The following is an 18,581-nucleotide window of genomic DNA, read 5'->3' on the forward strand; positions in this document are numbered from 1 at the left end:
TTTTTATTGGCCGCTAAAAACGTGCCTTTACGCCAAGGTTGATGGTGGTCCCCAACCCTTTAGTGTTGTAGCCGCTATAGGTAAAGGCCTGAGAGCGCGCAGAGTAGTAGTCTTCATTTAACAGGTTCTCTACCCCGAGGCTAAACTGCCAGTTATCCAGTTGGTAGCTACCGCTTAGGTTAACCAGGTTGTAATGGCTGACTGGACCTTGGGCACCCACATACTGGCCATTGACGGGCTCAAATCGCTTGCGATCGCCCACATACAGGTAGTTGATGGCGATGTTGGCATGGTCAACCGGCTGCCAGTTGAGCGAAGCGGTGAATTTCGGCGCCGAGATCACCTGGCCGTCCAAATAGATATCCTTTTCGGTATCTTTACCTTCTACCCAGCTGTAGCTGAAATCTGTGCCTAGGTTATCCAACCATTGGTAGGCCAATTGTGCCTCATAGCCCCAAATTTTTTGCGGGGCGCGCACCGGCATATAGACCCCAGTGACCGGATCATAGGCATTGCTGGTCCCCAGCTCTGAGGTGCTGCGATAGGCCGCCAGCTCATAGCTCAACTTGTCATACTGGCCCGAGAAACCAATCTCATAGTTGTCGACGATAGAGGCCTCTGTCTGAATCAGCGAGATATCGTTAACGGTTGCCGTGCGCAGTAATCTGCCTAGATCAGAGATGTCGGCGCCCTGAGAGAAGCTGGCGAATGGGCTAAAGGTATTGCTTAGCTGATAGCGCAGCCCTAGATTATAAGTGGTGGAGGTAAAGTTAAGTTCACCACCTGTGACATCGAAGGGGACTGAGCAAGTCTCAGCGGTGCGGCACACCTTAAGGGTTTCATAGTCATCGACGCTAATGTCGACTCTGTCGTGGCGTAATCCCGCCTTGAGGATCCAGTCATCATAGATCACCCACTTAGTTTGCAGATAACCCGCCAGGTTGCTCATGTCCATCTCGGGCACCCAGATGCGGCCATCATTCAGAGGTTGCGAGCTGATATCGTTCAGGGCATCGATACCATAGATGAAGCTTGCCGACACATTGTCCCAGTCAGTGTAGCTGTTGAGGTTCACCCTCAGGCCACGTTTTTCCGAGCGGATCAGCGATTGGCCACCATCATACCCCTCGCTGGGATTGGCCAGCGCCGCCGAGTAGAAGAACATGTTTTCAATCTTCTGATAGTAGGCATCTAAGGTCAGTTGTGTCTGGTTGAAGAGCTCCTGATCTGTGTATTTGAGCATCAGGTTGTGGTTGCCTCTTGGCCCTTGTGGCACACCGGGTTTAGGCGCGCTGCTCTTGATGGCGTAGGTTTTCTCGCCGCTGTTGACACTGCCTGTGACATCCACCAGCTCGGCATTTTGCTGCGCCTCATAATAGTTGTAGGTCAGCTGAAGTTGTTTCTCACTGTCGAACTCATAGGCCAGCTTGGTAAACAGGTTTTGCGACTTGGTTTCAGACAGGCCGTAGATAAGCCCTATGATGTCGCCCTCGGCGTCATATTCCAGGCCTGTTTCTTCTTCTACCGCGCTGACCACATAGCTGAATTTGTCCAGTGTCCCGTCCAGGCTGGCGTGATAGCGATAACCTGCGCTGTCTTCAAATTTAACCGCACTGAATTTGCTCGATGCCCCCAGTTCGACGCTCGCCTTGGCATCGCTGCTTGGGGTCTTGGTGATGTAGTTGATGATCCCGCCTGACGCGCCATTACCATAGATAGAGGTTGCTCCCTTGATCACTTCGATACGCTCAATTGCGCTGGGATCGATAGAACGTATGCCTAAACTGCCGTTTCTCAGCGGGGTGGACTGAGGTACACCGTCGATCATCACCAATGCCTTACGACCTCGCAAAGTCTGGCCAGCATTACTCGAGGTGCCAGTGCTGGGCGCCATGCCCGGTACACGAAAGGCCAACATGTTTTGTAGCTCGGAGGTGATCTGCATGTCCTGCGCCAAGGTCTTGTTGTCGATCAAGGTGACAGAGGAGGGCACCTCTTCGATGCTCTCGGCGCTGCGGCTACCGGTGACAATAATACGCTCTATGCCAGTATCATCGGCGATGACGCTAGGGCTTATCAGGCCAAGACAAAACAGACTGGTATAGAGAGCTAAAGGGGATTTTTTTAGGGTGAAGTGTGATGGCATCAAATTATCCTAAGTGTGTCCGAATAATGGGTAACAATTATTTGATGCGAATGATATAGATTATCATTTATATTTGCTTGGAATTTACATATGTTACATTTTAAAGAGGTTGGCAGTAACGTATTGAACGATGTATTTATTAGGGCGGTTGTTGCTACGGGGTCATTTAGGCTGGCTAATTAAGTTGTTTATTGCCTTTGAGTCGGGCTTTAGGCCCGCACACATCGACGGTATGCAGGCCTAATCGTGTATCAGACGTTTAATTAGCGCTAAAGCTTACCTCGTAGGCGGTAAACTTACGCAGGTTGATGACGCCGGTGTCGAAGATCAGATACTGACCCTTAATGCCCAACAAGGTGCCACTCACATTCGGGTCTTTGTCGAAGTTGTGGGAGGCTATCTTGGTCGGAAACTCACTCACCGGGTAGTCGATAGCCACTATCTCCTCATCCAGTCGCTCGATGGCATATTCGCCATGGGCCATCGCCAGGCTATGTATATGCTGCTCAATTTGCGGCAGCAACTCCTCGGCGTGTTGTTTTAGCGGCAAGGGCTCGGCATTACCTTTCAACATGGCGCGCCAGTTGGTCTTGTCGGCAATCATTTTGGCTAGCTCTACTTCAATAAGGCCAGATAGCTGACGACTGGAGACTTTAAGAATAGGCAGGCCCTGAGTGGCGCCCTGATCTATCCAGCGGGTTGGTAACTGAGTATGACGAGTGATCCCGACCTTAAGTCCCGAGGTGTTGGAGAGGTAGACATAGTGAGGCACAAAACAGTTGGCCTCACCCCACTCGGGTTCGCGGCAGGTGCCTTCGGCAAAATGACAGGTTTCTGGCTTCATGATGCACATGTCGCAGCTTGCTAGCTTCTTCATGCAGACGAAGCAGTGGCCCTGGGAGTAACTCTTCTTGGTTTTCTTGCCGCAGTTGCAGCAAAAGATATTACCTGTGTGGGTTAAGTTTATCTTGCTGCCGATCAGAGGGTTAAGCTCAACTTCATTGTCGCCCAACAGCATATGGTAACTGGCCAGGCCCTGCTCATCGAGCCTGGTGCGCATTTTTTTCAAGGTTCCTTGCATGACACTCTCAATTGCGTTGGAGCCATTCGCCGCAGCGCTGACTCTTCGTTAATTTGTGATGAGTGTAACAGTTAAAGGGGGCAAGATGAAAATGGCGTGGGCCAGCATCTAGGTGCTGCCATGGAGAATTTGAACATGTTGCTTTGGGTGGGTGAGGGGATGGGGGGGATTTCTTGCGTTTGCTGAATAGTGTTTGGTTATTTTTTTATGGAGTTATTCAGGTACACTAGGTTCTAGCAAGTCTTTCAAGATATAGGAGCCATATGATTAAGCCTGAACTGCCTGCCAATGAAAGAGAGAGGCTTCATGCCTTAAGAACACTGAAAATCCTCGATACCTCGCATGAAGAAAGGTTTGATCGCGTCACTCGAATGGCTAAGCGTATGTTTGGTGTAGAGATTTCACTGGTTAGCCTCGTTGATGAAGATAGGCAGTGGTTTAAATCTAAACAAGGTTTGGATGCATCTGAAACACCGCGCGATATATCGTTTTGCGGCCATGCCATTAATCAAGATGGTTTATTCATTATTCCTAATGCGATTGAAGACGTCCGGTTTGCTGATAACCCTCTAGTGACCCAAGAGCCTAATATCCGTTTTTATGCGGGCTATCCACTGAAATTGAGACAAGGGATAAAGATAGGGACATTATGCTTAATCGACTCGAAGCCTAAGCATTTGAATGAAGAAGATAAGCAGCTATTAAACGACTTGGGAGCCATGATTGAGCAAGAAATCAGATCAATTCAATTGGCAACACTTGACGAATTAACCTTAATATCGAACCGAAGAGGATTTATAACACTGGCCGAGCATAGCCAACGGGTCTGCCGGCGAAAAAAAATACCAATGTCAGTGATTTTATTTGACCTTAATAAGTTTAAACCGATTAATGATAATTTCGGGCATCATGAAGGTGATTTTGCATTACAGCAATTTGCAGAAGTGATGCGCAGTGTGTTCCGTGAGAGTGATGTGATTGGCAGGCTGGGCGGGGATGAGTTTGTTGCCATGTTGACAGACGTCAGTGATGAAACAATTGCGATCATTCTGGATCGATTTAAAACAGAAATGGACGCAATGAACAAGGCTATCAACAAACCTTATCTTATAGAATACAGTGCAGGTGTGGCGCATTTCTCATATGAGACAGAGCACTCGTTAGAAAAAATGATTGCGGCAGCTGATGCGGCGATGTACGAACAAAAGAAAGACGGTGAGCGTTAGCGCTTAAACGCCATATCGGTATTAGCGAAAAAATCAAATTGACACCAAAGCTGGCACGTGAACAATCGCATCTGGGGGCCTCATCATTCAGGTCTCCCAGTTGTGTGAACTAACTTGATATATTCATGCATTGCCCAGCATAAATACTACGCGGTTATTCAGTAGTTTTTCCTCCGCCGCCTCTCTTCCCAACCTAATAATTGACAGCACAGGCCGGTGCCGAATGGTGTTGGCCTGAAAGTGTTTTTGCCAGCCTAGATGCAAGGCAACGATACCAATGAGCCATAAGGTAATTTCTGCCAGCATAGCGATGAGCAGCAACACATCTAGCCGCTGCGGACAACGACTTTTGTTGTGCCTCAGCCCCATGCCGTATTGTGGGCTCTTCAAGTCTCGAAAGGTTTCTTCAATCTGCATTCGCTTAGCGTAGAGCTTTGTGACTTGGACTGAGTTGAAATGGTTAGGTGGTAAGTTGGTTGCCAATAGCCACTGCTCTTTGCTGCTTCTTCCGTAGCTTGCTTGGGCGGTATGGTTTCTTCCAGCCTTTGAGGAACGGCGGTCTTTACGGCCTTTTTCTTTCGCTTTGTACAGGTGTAAATGACAGGGCAATGGGCTTTTCCTGGCGAGGTTAACACAGCCGATGTATTTGGTTTTGTTTGTTGCTGTTGGATAAAGCGACTTATTGGAGTGCCATTGAGGTGTCCCAACATGCTGATAACTGACGTCACCACGAACACGCCCTAACCAAAACCAGCCGTGACTTGCGACTTGAGCAAACCAAGTATTGCGATAGCCAGCATCGGTGACGATTAGCGGACAGCAGCCATTCGGAAGCACCTTTGCCAACTCAGTGAGAAAAACATTGTGGCTGCGAGGTGCGTTGTAATCTTTGAATTCAAAAGTACGCTCATAAAGGGTCACGCTGCGCCCTTGAACACTGATGGAGGCGCGCAATGTCATCAAACGGAGTTGCTCTCTCACATCGGCCCAATCGACAAGCACGATAGGCATTGGGTTAGCACCGCAAAGATGCATTGCATGCCATCGATATATCGTCAATCGGTCGTTATTGATGTGGTGATTACCGAGCAAGCGGTCAATGCGTTTCATACTGTGTTTAGGCGCCACATTGCCAGAGATATTACGGCCTAGTTGGGTCAAAGAGAGTCATGTAGTATCGTAATGTCACGCATGGTGTTGTTCTAGTTTGTTTTTGGCGAAATTGATTAGATCAAACAGCAGCATGCGTATCTACTGATTGATTGTAAAAGGAATTATCTGGGGATTTCCTAGATTGGGGCGTTATGTGCCTTCTATTGTGCTATTCGATCTATCGTTACAGTTACTTTAGGCGCAATTATTAAAACCATGATAGGAACTAAAATCATTGTTATTACAAAAGTCTGTTGCCATAGGGGTAATTGAAAATCTAGGGTTGTGAGTGTAAAAATTAGTAATGTAACAATAGGATAAACACACGTCCAAGTTAAAATAATTCTAATTAATTTTTCTTTCATATTTATCCCATTAATTTATTTATTTCATTAAAATATCCAGGAAGAACCTCGGATAAGCAGGTAACCCCTTTTTTTGTCAGTGTAATTTTCTTTGCTCTTTTATCGGTTTCATCATTACTCGAAGTCAATAAGCCATCCTCAATTAATCTTTTTAACGTCCTTGTCAATACTGGCCGTGATACGTCTAAACGTGATGCTATTTCATGTGCATAGAGGCTGGTTCTATCGGGCTCACGATCAATAACTATTAGTATTAAAAACCTTAGTTGCGAAAGGTCATGAACAGAAAAATAGGTTTCTATATTCCTTACTAGAAGGCTTGCTTGTCGCATTATGCTAAGAGCTTCAGTTATTGAGTTCTTCTCATCACTTGTTAAATCACTTGTGTATTTATCAAGCATTGCTTTGGTTGGAAGTTCTTTTAGGAAAAACATATTTACCTTTAGGCTAGTTTGTTAAGTTTAGTTATTTCAGGGGGAGTTGCTAACCAGTCAATGTAAGCTTCAAAAACAGCTTTTGTATAATCCATTTCATGGTGAAGTTTCAAAGCATTGTCATCAATCCATTCTTCGTATAAGCACAAACTACCAGTTCCATCTTCATGGAGTGTGAACTCTAAGCACCCAGATTCATTTCGAGTCTGAGATATAATTTCTTTAATAGCTTCTTTTGATACTTCAAAGTATTTTGGTTTTGGTGTTATCTTGGCAAAAATAAACGTATGCTCATTCATAAATATTTCCTTTACCTCAAATGTAGTTATCATGGTAACTATATTTCAGATAAGGTCACTTTACAAGGCACATACAAGTGATTTAAATGGAAAATTAACAGTAGGCAATCGCTTCGCGATTATATCCAACCATTAACTTCCACTTCATGAGGCGTTATCCCATAGAAATTTTTATCCGAAACTGACAGGTTAGAGCTAAGGCTTTAACTCGAAAATGTCCAATTGAATTTTAGCGTCAGGCTATCCATTAACGTTTAATCGAAGAGACGATAGATACCAGTGTAAGCACGCTTTTGGCTCTCGGCGGCATGGACGCCGCCGTGAAGCCTCCAAGGACGGAATCTCGGCGTGCCAAAAGCGTGCTTGCACATAAGCCTGCCGCAGGCAATTCAAAACCATGACGGTTAACGCTACCATTAGCGAAGTAAAAACCTATGCCGCTAAAGATTACAAGCTAAAAAGCCAATACCTTTATTCTAAGGTCTACTTACTTTTTCCAAAAGCGAGTTAGGTTGAGGGTGGTTATTTGACACTAAGTTGTCATTCGATTCGGGTAAGATGATGAAGTGTTTAACGCTGAGCTATCTGATGTAGTCTCGATTTTGATTCGTTAGTGTCGGCCATGTGCAAAGTTTCATTGAGAGACTTGATTACTGTCGATACAGATAAAAAAAGCCGCGGCGGGTGCCGCGGCAAAGACCTAATCCCTGTCAATGACCTAAAGGGTTTCCATATTCGTTTGCAGTTAGGGTGCCTACCTTATAAAGCTGGGTAGGTTCACCCAAGGCGCTAAATTGATAGCGCCTGTTTTTCTTGCTTAGAAGTTGTAACGTACGCCAACGGAGTAACGGGCAGCATTCTGCTGTGCAAGCAGCATTTGCTCCTCGTAGCGGCCGTAGACGCGTTTTTCTTGCTCAAGTACGTTGATGCCTTCGGCAAAGATGGACAGGCCGTCGGTGATCTGATAGCTCACGCTGATGTCCAACTGACCATAGGCCTCAGTGAACTGAGGAGCAGGACCACCGGCTTCAGCCTGACCCATGCCTGACAGGAAGGTATCGCGCCAGTTGTAGGCCAGACGCGCCTGCACGCCATAGTTTTCATAAAATACAGACATGTTGGCAGAGTCAGACATTCCGGGCAGGGCAAACTGCTCGTCCACGCGCTCTACGTCATACTCGGTATCGCCATCGACTAAGGTGTAGTTAGCGGCAAAACCAAAGCCTGTATCCCAGAACCAATGTTGCCATGCAATCTCAAAGCCGTTGATGTTTAGATCTTCGACGTTGTTAGGCTTGCTGATGTTCCACTCGGCAACGGGATCATTTCCTGATTGAGGTACGCGACCGTCGGCATTGCCATAACCGTTGTCAATCAGCCATTGGAACACGGCTTCATCACTTGGGGTTTCATTGTTGGCGATCAGCTCAGCACGGGCTTGCTCGGCAGCTGGACCTGAGTATGGGTCACGCAGGTGATCGTATTCTACGGTTTCAATGGTATTCATCAGGAAGTTTTCCACTTCCTTGTTGAAGTAACCCACAGATACGTAGCTGGCATCGTCGTAGTAGTATTCCAGCGACAAATCGATGTTATTCGAGCTGAAAGGCTTAAGCGACGTGTTACCGGCGAAACCAGTACGCGAACCGACTTTCGGGATGGGTGTCAGAGCGGTAGTGGCACGCATTGACGCTAAGGTTGGGCGTGTAATGGTACGGCTATAACTCAAACGTGCAACCAGGTTCTCAACCACTTCCAGGTTAATATCTAGGTTTGGTAAAAACTCTTTGTAGTCATGGGTTTCATGGCTGTAAGAGAAATCATCGGCATAAACGGTTTGCCACTCTGTGGGGTTTAGCCAAACCAGTTGCTGAGCTTCTTGTTGCATGGAGCTGGCAGTAACGTTTGTTTGTTCATAGCGTAAACCGGCAACGATACTCAGAGGCATATCGTTAAATTCGCTGTCGATGTTTACCTGGATGTAGGCAGCTGTAGTGTCTTCCTCGATCAGGTGATCGTCCTGCCAAGGTGCTGAGACATACTCTACGTCATAGAGAGCCTCGGCTTTTTCCATAGCGGCTTGCTGATCGTAGCTGTAGTAGTAGGGGATCAACATGTCGCTACCACCACCTGAGAAGTCAGACAAGAAGTCTGAGCCCAGTCCCACATAGCTTACATCGTCTTCCCACAGTCCCATGTTGCCGTACCAGCCTGCGCTGATCGGGCCTGTGTAAGAGCCCTGTGCACGGGTTTCCATAGAGGTGAAAGAGACACCAAAGTCGATAGATGACAGGGCGTCGTTGTTATCATTTACCCATTGTCCGTCGAACTGGTACTGGTTAACGTCGGTTTCGTTACGACCGGCACGAACCCCGGCAAATAGCGAGGCATAATGCTCAGGCAGCAGGTGTGGTTCGCCGTTAGGGTTGAGCGTACCATAGTTGGCACCAAGCAGCGGGATCTCTGTGCTGGTGGCATCATAGGTCTTGTCGGCGATGTTGAGCGCGCCTAGGATAAAGAACTTGTTATCGGCATAGTCACCCAGTGTACCTTCGGCGGTGGCGTTAGAATCATGGGCATCGAAGCTTAGCGCAAGGTTATCTGTCGCCTGCCATTTAATGTTAAAGCCAAGCGAATTATTGATATTGTCTGAAGCGTTTTGCTGCATGGTACTTGAGTAGTCGCCGCCCACTTCGGTCACATAATCAAAGGTGCCGTTTTCATTGATATGAGCTTCGGTGGCGTTGCCTGGACCTGAGAACCATAGACCCCAAGTGTCAGTATTGGAGACATCAGACAGCTTGGAGTAGGTATAATCCAGCGTCATTTCGATGTCATCGTTAGGGGCATATTGGAATACCAGCTGAGCGTTGGTACGTTCACGCTCGGTATCCTGGCTGGCAAAACCTATGTTACGGGCGTAGAAGGTATTGCCGTAAGGGTTTTTGTTCTCGTTTACTACGACGGCGTTAGGGTTTAACTCGCCATCTATGTTCTGGCGCCATCCGTCAATCGTGGCTTTCTTGGTGTTGCTGTCGCGCTTCTGGTAAGAGGCTGATAAACCCAGACCGAAAGAGTCATCCAAGAAGGTGTTGCTGAAAATACCTGAGATCTCAGGCGTCACAGAGCTGCCATCTTCTACGCTAGTGTCATGATGGGCCTTCACGCCAATGTTGGCCACAAGATCACGGGTGTCGAAAGGGCGGGCAGTACGGATGTTAATGGTTGAACCTATGCCACCAGAGCTGACATCGGCCTTACCGGTTTTGTAAATTTCTACACCGCTGACCGCATCAGAGGCGAGGTTAGCAAATTCGAACGAACGGGTCGATTCGCCTGCTACCTGAGCCGTGGGCATAGTACGATTATTCAGTAGTACCAGGTTAAAGTCGGGGCCAAAGCCACGTACTGTCACCTTGCTGCCTTCACCGTTGACACGGTCGATAGACACACCAGTGATTCGTTGTAGCGATTCGGCTAGGTTGGTGTCGGGGAATTTACCGATATCTTCGGCAGAAATGGCATCCACTACACCGGCGGATTGGCGTTTGAGTTCCATGGCTTTAGCCTGCGAACCTCGTACACCTGTAACTTGGATAACTTCGATATCACCGTTCACCACAGGGGCTTCTTCGGCAATGGCGGGTAGGGCAGACAGAAAGCCCAGTACCAGAGATACACTGGTAGCTAGCTTTGATTTTTTGAATTGTAATTGTTGCATCAGGTTCCTCTCCCAGAGACCCTTGGCTGCGGTGCAGCTCGGGACGCTATTGTTGTAAAGCTTACAGGTTTGCATACAACTTCGCCTGCGAGTATAAATGTAAGCGCTTACATAAATTAAGATGATGACGTTTTTATGTCAACCATTTGTGGGTCAAATGTTGGAAAAATGTTTGCCTAAATTTTTGGGATATTCGCCATAACTTAATCTAACTCATTGTAATGGCGTGATTTAGATGGTATGTCGGGGCGTTCAAATAATCATCTGAAAAAATGTAAGCGCTTACAGTTTTTCAGATTTTGTCACCCCTGGATGGAGAAAAAATAGATTATGCCTTAGGAGGTTGAACCGATTCTCGTACAACCAGCTCAGGTTCGAAGCGATGACTAAAGTTCACCTCGCGATTGTCATACACCTCTTTTAAGACCCAATTGGCCGCCATGTGTCCCATATCTTGTATCGGGTTACACACGGTCGTGAGCTTGGGAGAGATATACCTGGGGAAGGGGATATTGTCGAATCCCACGAAGGAGATATCCTGGGGGACCTGTAATCCTCGCTCGAGGCAGAGCGCAATAGCACCCGATGCCATCTGATCGTTGGCGCACACCACAGCGGTAAACGGCTGACCACGCTCAAATAGCACCTCCATGCCCTCATAGCCACCTTCTTCACGAAAATCGCCTTCGAAAAACAGCCGTTCATCGAAGGTTAGCCCTTTTTCTGTCAGCGCCTGTTTATGGCCTTCGAGACGTTCTCTGGCATCGAGCTTAAAGAGCGGCCCGGAAATGTAGGCCACCTGCTGATGACCGTGTTCCAGCACGTGGCGACTGGCAAGCAGGCCGCCCTCTAGATTATTCAGGTGTACACAGCGATCTTCAATGCCATCCACATGGCGGTTGATCAGTACCACAGGGGTTTTGCCCTTGCAGAGTTTCTGCAAGTATTCATTGGAGAGGATTTCGGCATCCACAATCAGCGCATCGCAGCCGCGAGATAACAGAAACTCTACCGCATCCTTTTCCTGGGCAGCATCACTGTGTCCGGCGGCAATGATCACATGCTTGTTGGCAGCGCGTAGTACCGATTCGATTTCCCGCATCAAGGGACCGTAAAAAGGGCCATCGAGCTGGGAGACCAAGACGCCAACGCTGTTAGAACGGTTGGACGCCAATGACTGGGCTATGCTGTTAGGGCGATAACCCAGCTGCTCCATGGCATCATGGACTTTTTTGCATGTCTTTTCGCTGACTTTGCCTGTGTTGTTGACTACCCGGGAGACGGTCGCTAGCGACACGCCTGCCAGGATGGAAACGTCATAAATTGTGGCCATGAGAGCTGGCTTTCCTTGAACTGCTATGTGCCTGAATGTTTTTGTTCCAGCGCCAGACTGATTTGTGCCACGCGCTGACTGTCTAGTGTATAGCGTCGCATGATAAAGGCAACCGCGATTGAAGCCAGTGCCGGATACAGGGTAAAACAGAGCACCATGCCATTCAGTGTGTCCTGGCTTTGGGCGGTATCAGCCTGATATCCGTAGGCGGCAAGCAGCCAACCGGCTAAGGCCCCGCCTATAGCCAGGCCAAGCTTGATAAAGAAGATCACCGATGAGTAGACCAATCCAGTGGTGCGCACCCCGGTTTTAAATTGGCCATAATCCACGGTATCAGCCATTTTGGCCCATAACAGGGGGGTGCCCATATTGATGGTGAAGTTCCAGGCGACATAGAGCACCAGCGCCAGCATATATTGATCGCTTGGGACAAACCAGGCGAGTAGGCAAAGTGCGGCGGCAATCAGCTGTAGCCGGATATAGGCCTTGACCTTACATACCTTGTCGGCAAGCTTTTTCGCCAGTCCCACCCCGAAGATATTACCGATCACGCCGCAGGTGACGAACAGACTGATCATCTCCTCGCGTCCCAGCACATATTTAACGTAATAGATGGCGAGCGTCGATTTGAGTACCAAGCCGGTGAGCAAGAAGATGGCCGCTCCCGACAGAACTCGCCACTGATCATTGGCCCACAGCGCCTTGGCTGCAGCCTTTGGATCATCGCCGCTATCATCAGTTGAGAAATCCCGTTCCTTGGTGCCGGCAAAACAGAGCAGAAACATCACAGTGCCCACTATGCTCATGGCAAGAATAGTGAGCTGATAGCCCTTGGCCTTGTCTCCTTCACCAAAAAAATCCACCAGGGGCAGGGTGAGGGAAGTGACCATGAGTCCACCCAACATGGCAAACACAAAGCGGTAGGATTGCACCGACACCCTTTCGGCCGGATTGGTGGTCAGGGCCGCGCCGAGGGCACAATAGGGAATGTTGATAGCGGTATAGGCCAGCATCAATAACGCATAGGTGATTAGGGCATAGATCTCTTTGCCGCTTTCGCTAAAGTCGGGTGTGGTAAACGCCAGCACACTGATGGCGCCAAAAGGGAAGGCAAACCAAAGCAGGTAGGGTCGATAGCGGCCGAAGCGGGTCTTGGTGCGATCGGCAAAGTAGCCCATCAGGGGATCGGTCACCGCATCCATTATGCGTACGGCTAAAAACATGGTGCCAACATAGGCGGCCGATATTCCAAAAATGTCGGTGTAGAAAAATGTCAAAAACAGCATGACGGTTTGGAATACTATGTTGCTGGCGGTATCGCCAAGCCCGTAGGCGATTTTTTCTCTGACGCTTAACATGGCGACCTCCTTTGTTATTGTTGGCTTAGCGAGTGTCTGAGTGCAAGCATTTCTTGGTAGGCCTTGGCGCTCGATTTGAGGGTGCGTTCTTGGGTGGTGTAGTCAACGTATACCAAGCCAAAGCGTTTACGATAGCCTTCGGCCCATTCGAAGTTATCCATCAAACTCCAGGCGAAGTAGCCTTTAACCTCTACGCCCGCTTCAATAGCGTCATGTACTGCCAGCAGGTGTGATTGTAGATAGTCGAGTCGCATTGGGTCATGTACCTCACCTTCGCGGACCATATCGTCTTCGGCGGCGCCGTTCTCCGTGATGTAGATAGGTGGCAGGTCAAATGTCTGTGACAGGTCCTTTAACAGATCGGTAAAGGCATCTGGGCAGATCTCCCAGTCCATGGCTGTGCGGGGAACATTCGCTATGCGCACGTCCTCAAAGCCCAAATCGCCACCGGCTTGATACACATTACGGGTGTAATAGTTAATGCCGAGGTAATCCATTTTCTCTTGAATGATCTCCATGTCACCGGGCTGTACGGGTGGCTGCTCATCTGTGTCTAGGCTATTGATGATGTCGGGATAACGGCCTTCCATCAGTGGCATCAAATACCAAATATTATGGTATTCATGAGCTTTGCGGGCAGCCTCTCGATCTGCTTCGCAGTCCTGGAAGGCGTAGGCGGGGCTGAAGTTAAGGACTATGCCAGCCTTGGCATGGGGGGCGAAACGGCGAATTTCAGCCATGGCCAGGCCATGGGCTAACAGCAGGTGATGGGCGGCGGCACGGCCTTCCTTGCGACTGCAATGTCCGGGGGCGTGAATACCTACCTCATAGCCAAGAAAGGCGCTGCAAAATGGTTCGTTAAGGGTGGAGTAGGCATAGACACGCTCTCCTAGTGCCTGAACCACAATGCGGGTGTAATGGGCGAAGGCGAGGGCAGTATCTCGGTTAAGCCAGCCTCCCTTATCTTCAAGATGTTGAGGTAAATCCCAGTGATATAAGGTAACAAACACCTTGATATTACGCAGGTTAAGCGCATCGATCAGGCCAGAGTAAAACGCCATTCCCTCACGATTGATGCTGCCATCCTGGTTCAGCACTCGCCCCCAGGAGATTGACAACCGGTAAGCATCGACACCGAGGGAAGCGATTAACGCCACATCTTCGCGCCAGCGGTTGATATGATCACAGGCCACTTCGCCATTCGAGCCATCGGCAATCTTTCCGGGCTGGGCGCAAAAAGTATCCCAAATACAGGGAAGACGATGGTGAAGATCACCTTCAATTTGAAAAGAAGCAGTGGCGACCCCGAACAAAAAGTCTTTTTGCATCATGGCCGAATCACTCGGTAGTGTGAATGCTGGTATTTGTTTCATTGTTGTTCTGTTCCTGAAATTGTCCCTACTCACCTGTGGTGCCTGCCACTGACCCTGATGGATTCAATGATTCCTTGGGCAAAATAGGTTGACAAGGGTTAAGGTAATGTTAAAAATGAAAGCGCTTACATTAATCTAGTGGCAGAACCGAAAAAGGTCAATCACCAATATGGTTCACACTGCCCAACGCAGCAAATTTAGGGGAGAGAAGATGGCAACCACACCTAGCCAGAGTGTTGCAGTATCGCAAGGCGGCCAGACGGAAAACAACCGTTTTGCGTTGGTCTCATTGACGACTTTGTTTTTTATGTGGGGGTTTATTACCTGCCTGAATGACATTCTAATTCCGCATCTTAAAGCGGTATTTAACTTAAATTATACCCAGGCGATGCTGATCCAGTTCTGCTTCTTCGGCGCTTACTTCTTGGTATCCGTGCCAGCGGGTGTCATGGTAAAACGCTTGGGTTATCAAAAGGGCATAGTACTGGGGCTGCTCATCGCTGCGCTTGGCTGTGGCCTGTTTTACCCGGCAGCGGCTATAGCCAGCTACGGATTATTTCTGGGCGCGCTTTTCGTCTTGGCCAGCGGTATAACCGTGTTACAGGTGGCAGCGAACCCTTATGTGACAGCGCTAGGTTCGGTGGAGACGGCATCGAGCCGCCTGACACTGACTCAGGCGTTTAACTCCCTTGGCACCACAGTTGCGCCAGCTTTTGGTTCAGTGCTGATTTTGTCGGTCGCGGTGGAAGCATCAGCGCAAGCAGAGGCCGAAGCGGTCAAACTGCCGTATCTGCTCCTGTGTGGCATGTTGCTCATTCTGGCTGTGGTGTTTGCGCTGCTTAAATTACCCCATATTCAAGGGCAGGAAGAAGAAACCCTTACAGGTGCTGAGGCAAGTAAGCCGGTTTCGGCGCTGAGTCATCGTCATCTGGTATTAGGGGCTGTCGGTATTTTTGTGTATGTGGGCGGCGAAGTGGCTATCGGCAGTTTGCTGGTGAATTTCCTCGGTCAAGCTCATGTGGCGGCAATGGCTGAAGCCGAAGCGGCGCACTATATCGCCTTTTACTGGGGAGGCGCCATGGTCGGTCGCTTTATCGGGGCTGCTGTGATGCAAAAAATTCCGGCGGGCAAGGTGCTTGGCTTTAATGCCACCATGGCAGCGCTCCTGGTGGTGGTGGCTGTGGTCAGCGAAGGGGCCGTGGCCATGTGGTCGATTCTGGCTGTGGGCCTGTTTAACTCTATTATGTTCCCTACCATTTTCAGTTTGGCATTGAAAAACTTAGGTCCAGCCACTGCACAGGGTAGCGGTATCTTATGTCTGGCGATTGTGGGTGGAGCAGTCGTGCCACTGGCTCAAGGTATGCTTGCCGATGCGGCGGGCTTATCCGTGTCCTTCTTACTGCCGGTTCTTTGTTACGCCTATATCTTGTTTTATGGACTTAACGGGTCAAAGCCTGCGGAGGAACGCGCATGAAACGGACGCTAACGCGAACAGAGGCGCTGATCTGTGGCGTGCTGGGGTTGACCACTGTGATGGCGGCGCCAAGCGGGGCAACAACCGCAGAAACTGGCTCATCCATAGATGGCAAACGTGTCGAGTTGTGGCCACAAGGCGTGTATCGCGCGCCTGTAGATGCCACCCTTGAGGCCCGGGTTGATGCACTGCTTGAGCAGATGAGCCTTGAGCAGAAGGTCGCGCAAATCATCCAGCCTGAAATACGTGATTTTAGCGTAGAGGATATGCGCCGCTTTGGTTTTGGTTCTTTCTTAAACGGTGGCGGTTCTTTTCCAGGTAACAATAGCAAGGCCACCGCAGCCGATTGGGTAAAGCTTGCAGATGCTATGTATCAGGCGGCCATGGATACTGAGCTAGATGGCATTGCCATACCGCCCATATGGGGTACCGATGCGGTACATGGTCATGGCAATGTGTTTGGCGCGACCTTGTTCCCGCACAACATAGGTTTGGGCGCAGCGCAAAACCCAGCGCTTATCAAAGCAATCGCGGCAGCGACGGCCAAGGAAGTGCGGGCGACGGGGATCGACTGGGTGTTTGCTCCCACTGTGGCGCTGGTGGACAACCTGCGCTGGGGTCGAACTTACGAAGGTTATGCCCGCGATCCAGAACTGATTGAACGTTATGCTCGCGCCTTTGTGGCAGGTATGCAGGGCGAAGGTGATGCCTGGCTGGATGGCGAGCATACTCTGGCGACTGCCAAGCATTTCATTGGTGATGGCGGCACAGAAAATGGCGATGACCGAGGCGATACCCGGGTAGATGAACAGACCCTTATCGCCAGGCATGGACTGGGGTATGTAGGGGCGCTTGAGCAAGGCGTGCAAACCGTGATGGCTTCGTTTAACAGCTGGAATGGTGAAAAGCTTCATGGTAGCCAGTATCTCCTTACTCAAGTGCTTAAACAGCGGTTGGGATTTGACGGTGTTGTGGTAGGCGATTGGTTGGGGCATGGCTTTGTGCCAGGCTGCAGCTATGAGCGCTGCGCCGCCGCGATCAACGCGGGGGTGGATATTTTGATGGCCCCTGGTGATAGCTGGAAGGCGCTTTATCCTAATACCATTGCCGACGTTAAATCTGGTGCCGTACCGAAAAGTCGTCTCGATGATGCGGTGAAGCGTATTCTGCGGGTTAAGCTGCGCGCCGGACTCTTTGACGGGGTGTCTCCCGCAAAACGACTTTTTGCCGGTGATGCCAGCTGGATTGGACATCCTGAGCATAGGGCGCTTGCCAGAAAAGCGGTGGCAGAGTCTTTGGTACTGCTGAAAAACAACCCAGTTGATGGAGCGCCTTTGTTGCCCATCAAGTCATCTGCCAAGGTGCTGGTGATAGGTGAAGGGGCGGATAATGTTCCCCAGCAGTCTGGTGGCTGGAGCATGACCTGGCAGGGTACTGACGTGACCAATGCTGACTTCCCAGGTGCCACCTCTATATTTGCTGGGTTCGCCGAGGCGCTTAAGGCCGGCGGCGGTGAGGCACGTCTCAGTGTCGATGGCAGTATCCCCGAAGATTTTAAGCCGGACCTAGTGGTAGCTGTGTTTGGTGAGTCGCCTTACGCCGAGGGCAATGGCGACCTGGATAATCTTGAATACCAGCGTGGCGATAAGCGTGATTTAGCCATGTTAGCACGCGTCAAGGCGGCAGATTTGCCCTTGGTGTCTGTGTTCTTGTCAGGCCGGCCGCTATGGATGAACCCTGAGCTTAACGCATCAGATGCCTTTGTCGCTGCTTGGCTACCAGGCAGCGAGGGCGCAGGTGTGGCCGATGTGCTGGTAGGCGATAAAGCGGCTAAGCCAAGACAGGACTTTGTTGGACGTCTGCCGTTTCCCTGGCCGGCAACCCCTGCTGACGATGGTTTTCAATTAGCGGGTAGCAATGCAAGCGCCCAGGCTGAATCGTCGAAGGCGCCACTGTTCCCCCTTTGGGAAGGTTTTAGTTATCAAGAGGATGCCTCGCTTGCCAAGCTAGAAGAGTCTAGCGGTGATGAAGGGGTTCCAACCAGACTGGCCATTTTCGATAAGGCTCTGAAGGCGCCCTGGCATCTGGCCGTAGGGGACGAGGCTAGCATGCATAGGGTAGGGGCAGGAGTATGGCAGCAAGGGCCCTGGTCGGTAAGAAGCATTAACCGAGAGGTACAAGAAGATGCGCGCCGCTTTAGCTTTGCCGCTGCTGGACGCTTGAGTTTTAGGGATGATTTCCCCATGGACCTGCGCCGCTTTAATCGTGAAACAGCGGTGCTGGGCTTTGATGCTGTGCTTGAGAAAACCCCTGCTAATGCAGAGCTTTCCATGCAGTGCGAAGGTGCATGTGGTCAGGCGCTTAATCTGAGTACGAGTTTGGTGGCCGATGGCCAATGGCGTCGCTATCAGGTACCACTTAGCTGCTTTGGCCTTGGTGTCAAAGAGCTGAGTAGCGTGTTTAGCCCAATGACCTTAGCGCTTGGTGCGGGTGATGTACTCACCTTGGCAAATATCGCGATTGAAGAGGCCAAAACACAAAGTAGTGATTCGCCATCGCCTCATGTTTTGCTGTCAGATTGCGGCAAGCATCAGTGACTTTAATGATTTAACAGGTATT

12 protein-coding genes and 1 pseudogene are annotated in these 18,581 nt (G+C 49.7%); 3 read left to right on the forward strand and 10 right to left on the reverse strand.

Annotated features, from left to right (window positions below; genetic code table 11):
* Positions 1–13: 13 nt before the first annotated feature.
* Together L2712_RS12200 and L2712_RS12205 are read right to left on the reverse strand one after the other, a co-directional pair.
* Complete coding sequence (locus tag L2712_RS12200; protein ID WP_248977933.1) at positions 14–2,146, reverse strand: TonB-dependent receptor; 2,133 nt, start codon at positions 2,144–2,146, stop codon at positions 14–16.
* 259 nt (positions 2,147–2,405) lie between these two features.
* Positions 2,406–3,227 carry a DUF2797 domain-containing protein gene (locus L2712_RS12205; protein ID WP_248977934.1) on the reverse strand — a complete coding sequence of 274 codons (822 nt, stop codon included), beginning with the start codon at positions 3,225–3,227 and terminating at the stop codon, positions 2,406–2,408.
* Between the two features lie 263 nt (positions 3,228–3,490).
* Between L2712_RS12205 and L2712_RS12210 the strand changes: the two genes are divergently transcribed.
* Complete coding sequence (locus L2712_RS12210) at positions 3,491–4,453, forward strand: sensor domain-containing diguanylate cyclase (protein ID WP_248977935.1); 963 nt, start codon at positions 3,491–3,493, stop codon at positions 4,451–4,453.
* 83 nt (positions 4,454–4,536) lie between these two features.
* On the opposite strand, the pseudogene L2712_RS12215 reads toward L2712_RS12210, so the two are convergent.
* From L2712_RS12215 to L2712_RS12245, 8 genes and pseudogenes are all read right to left on the reverse strand, one after another.
* Positions 4,537–5,620: pseudogene (locus tag L2712_RS12215) on the reverse strand (IS4 family transposase); the annotation flags it as partial.
* Positions 5,621–5,766: 146 nt separating this feature from the next.
* Positions 5,767–5,970 carry a hypothetical protein gene (locus L2712_RS19185; protein WP_487250778.1) on the reverse strand — a complete coding sequence of 68 codons (204 nt, stop codon included), beginning with the start codon at positions 5,968–5,970 and terminating at the stop codon, positions 5,767–5,769.
* Positions 5,971–5,972: 2 nt separating this feature from the next.
* On the reverse strand, positions 5,973–6,404 hold the full coding sequence (locus L2712_RS12220; RefSeq protein WP_033538236.1) for a MarR family winged helix-turn-helix transcriptional regulator: 432 nt from the start codon (positions 6,402–6,404) through the stop codon (positions 5,973–5,975).
* 8 nt (positions 6,405–6,412) lie between these two features.
* The gene (locus L2712_RS12225) at positions 6,413–6,703 is read right to left on the reverse strand and encodes a putative quinol monooxygenase (RefSeq protein ID WP_033538237.1); all 291 of its coding nucleotides are present in this window, start codon (positions 6,701–6,703) and stop codon (positions 6,413–6,415) included.
* Positions 6,704–7,520: 817 nt separating this feature from the next.
* Complete coding sequence (locus L2712_RS12230) at positions 7,521–10,424, reverse strand: TonB-dependent receptor (RefSeq protein ID WP_248977936.1); 2,904 nt, start codon at positions 10,422–10,424, stop codon at positions 7,521–7,523.
* Positions 10,425–10,752: 328 nt separating this feature from the next.
* Positions 10,753–11,757, reverse strand: a complete 1,005-nt coding sequence (locus L2712_RS12235) for a LacI family DNA-binding transcriptional regulator (protein ID WP_033538238.1) — start codon at positions 11,755–11,757, stop codon at positions 10,753–10,755.
* Between the two features lie 23 nt (positions 11,758–11,780).
* Positions 11,781–13,115, reverse strand: coding sequence for a glycoside-pentoside-hexuronide (GPH):cation symporter (locus L2712_RS12240; protein WP_248977937.1), 1,335 nt, complete (start codon positions 13,113–13,115; stop codon positions 11,781–11,783).
* Positions 13,116–13,129: 14 nt separating this feature from the next.
* Positions 13,130–14,488, reverse strand: a complete 1,359-nt coding sequence (locus tag L2712_RS12245) for a GH1 family beta-glucosidase (RefSeq protein WP_248977938.1) — start codon at positions 14,486–14,488, stop codon at positions 13,130–13,132.
* Between the two features lie 211 nt (positions 14,489–14,699).
* Here L2712_RS12245 and L2712_RS12250 point away from each other — a divergent pair, with 211 nt between their 5' ends.
* Positions 14,700–15,962: a sugar MFS transporter gene (locus tag L2712_RS12250; protein WP_033538241.1), complete on the forward strand. Its 1,263-nt coding sequence runs from the start codon at positions 14,700–14,702 to the stop codon at positions 15,960–15,962.
* Positions 15,959–18,559, forward strand: coding sequence for a glycoside hydrolase family 3 protein (locus tag L2712_RS12255; protein WP_248977939.1), 2,601 nt, complete (start codon positions 15,959–15,961; stop codon positions 18,557–18,559). Before L2712_RS12250 ends, L2712_RS12255 begins: the two co-directional genes overlap by 4 nt.
* The last annotated feature ends 22 nt before the right edge of the window (positions 18,560–18,581 follow it).

Source organism: Shewanella marisflavi (assembly GCF_023283925.1).
Lineage (GTDB): Bacteria > Pseudomonadota > Gammaproteobacteria > Enterobacterales > Shewanellaceae > Shewanella > Shewanella marisflavi.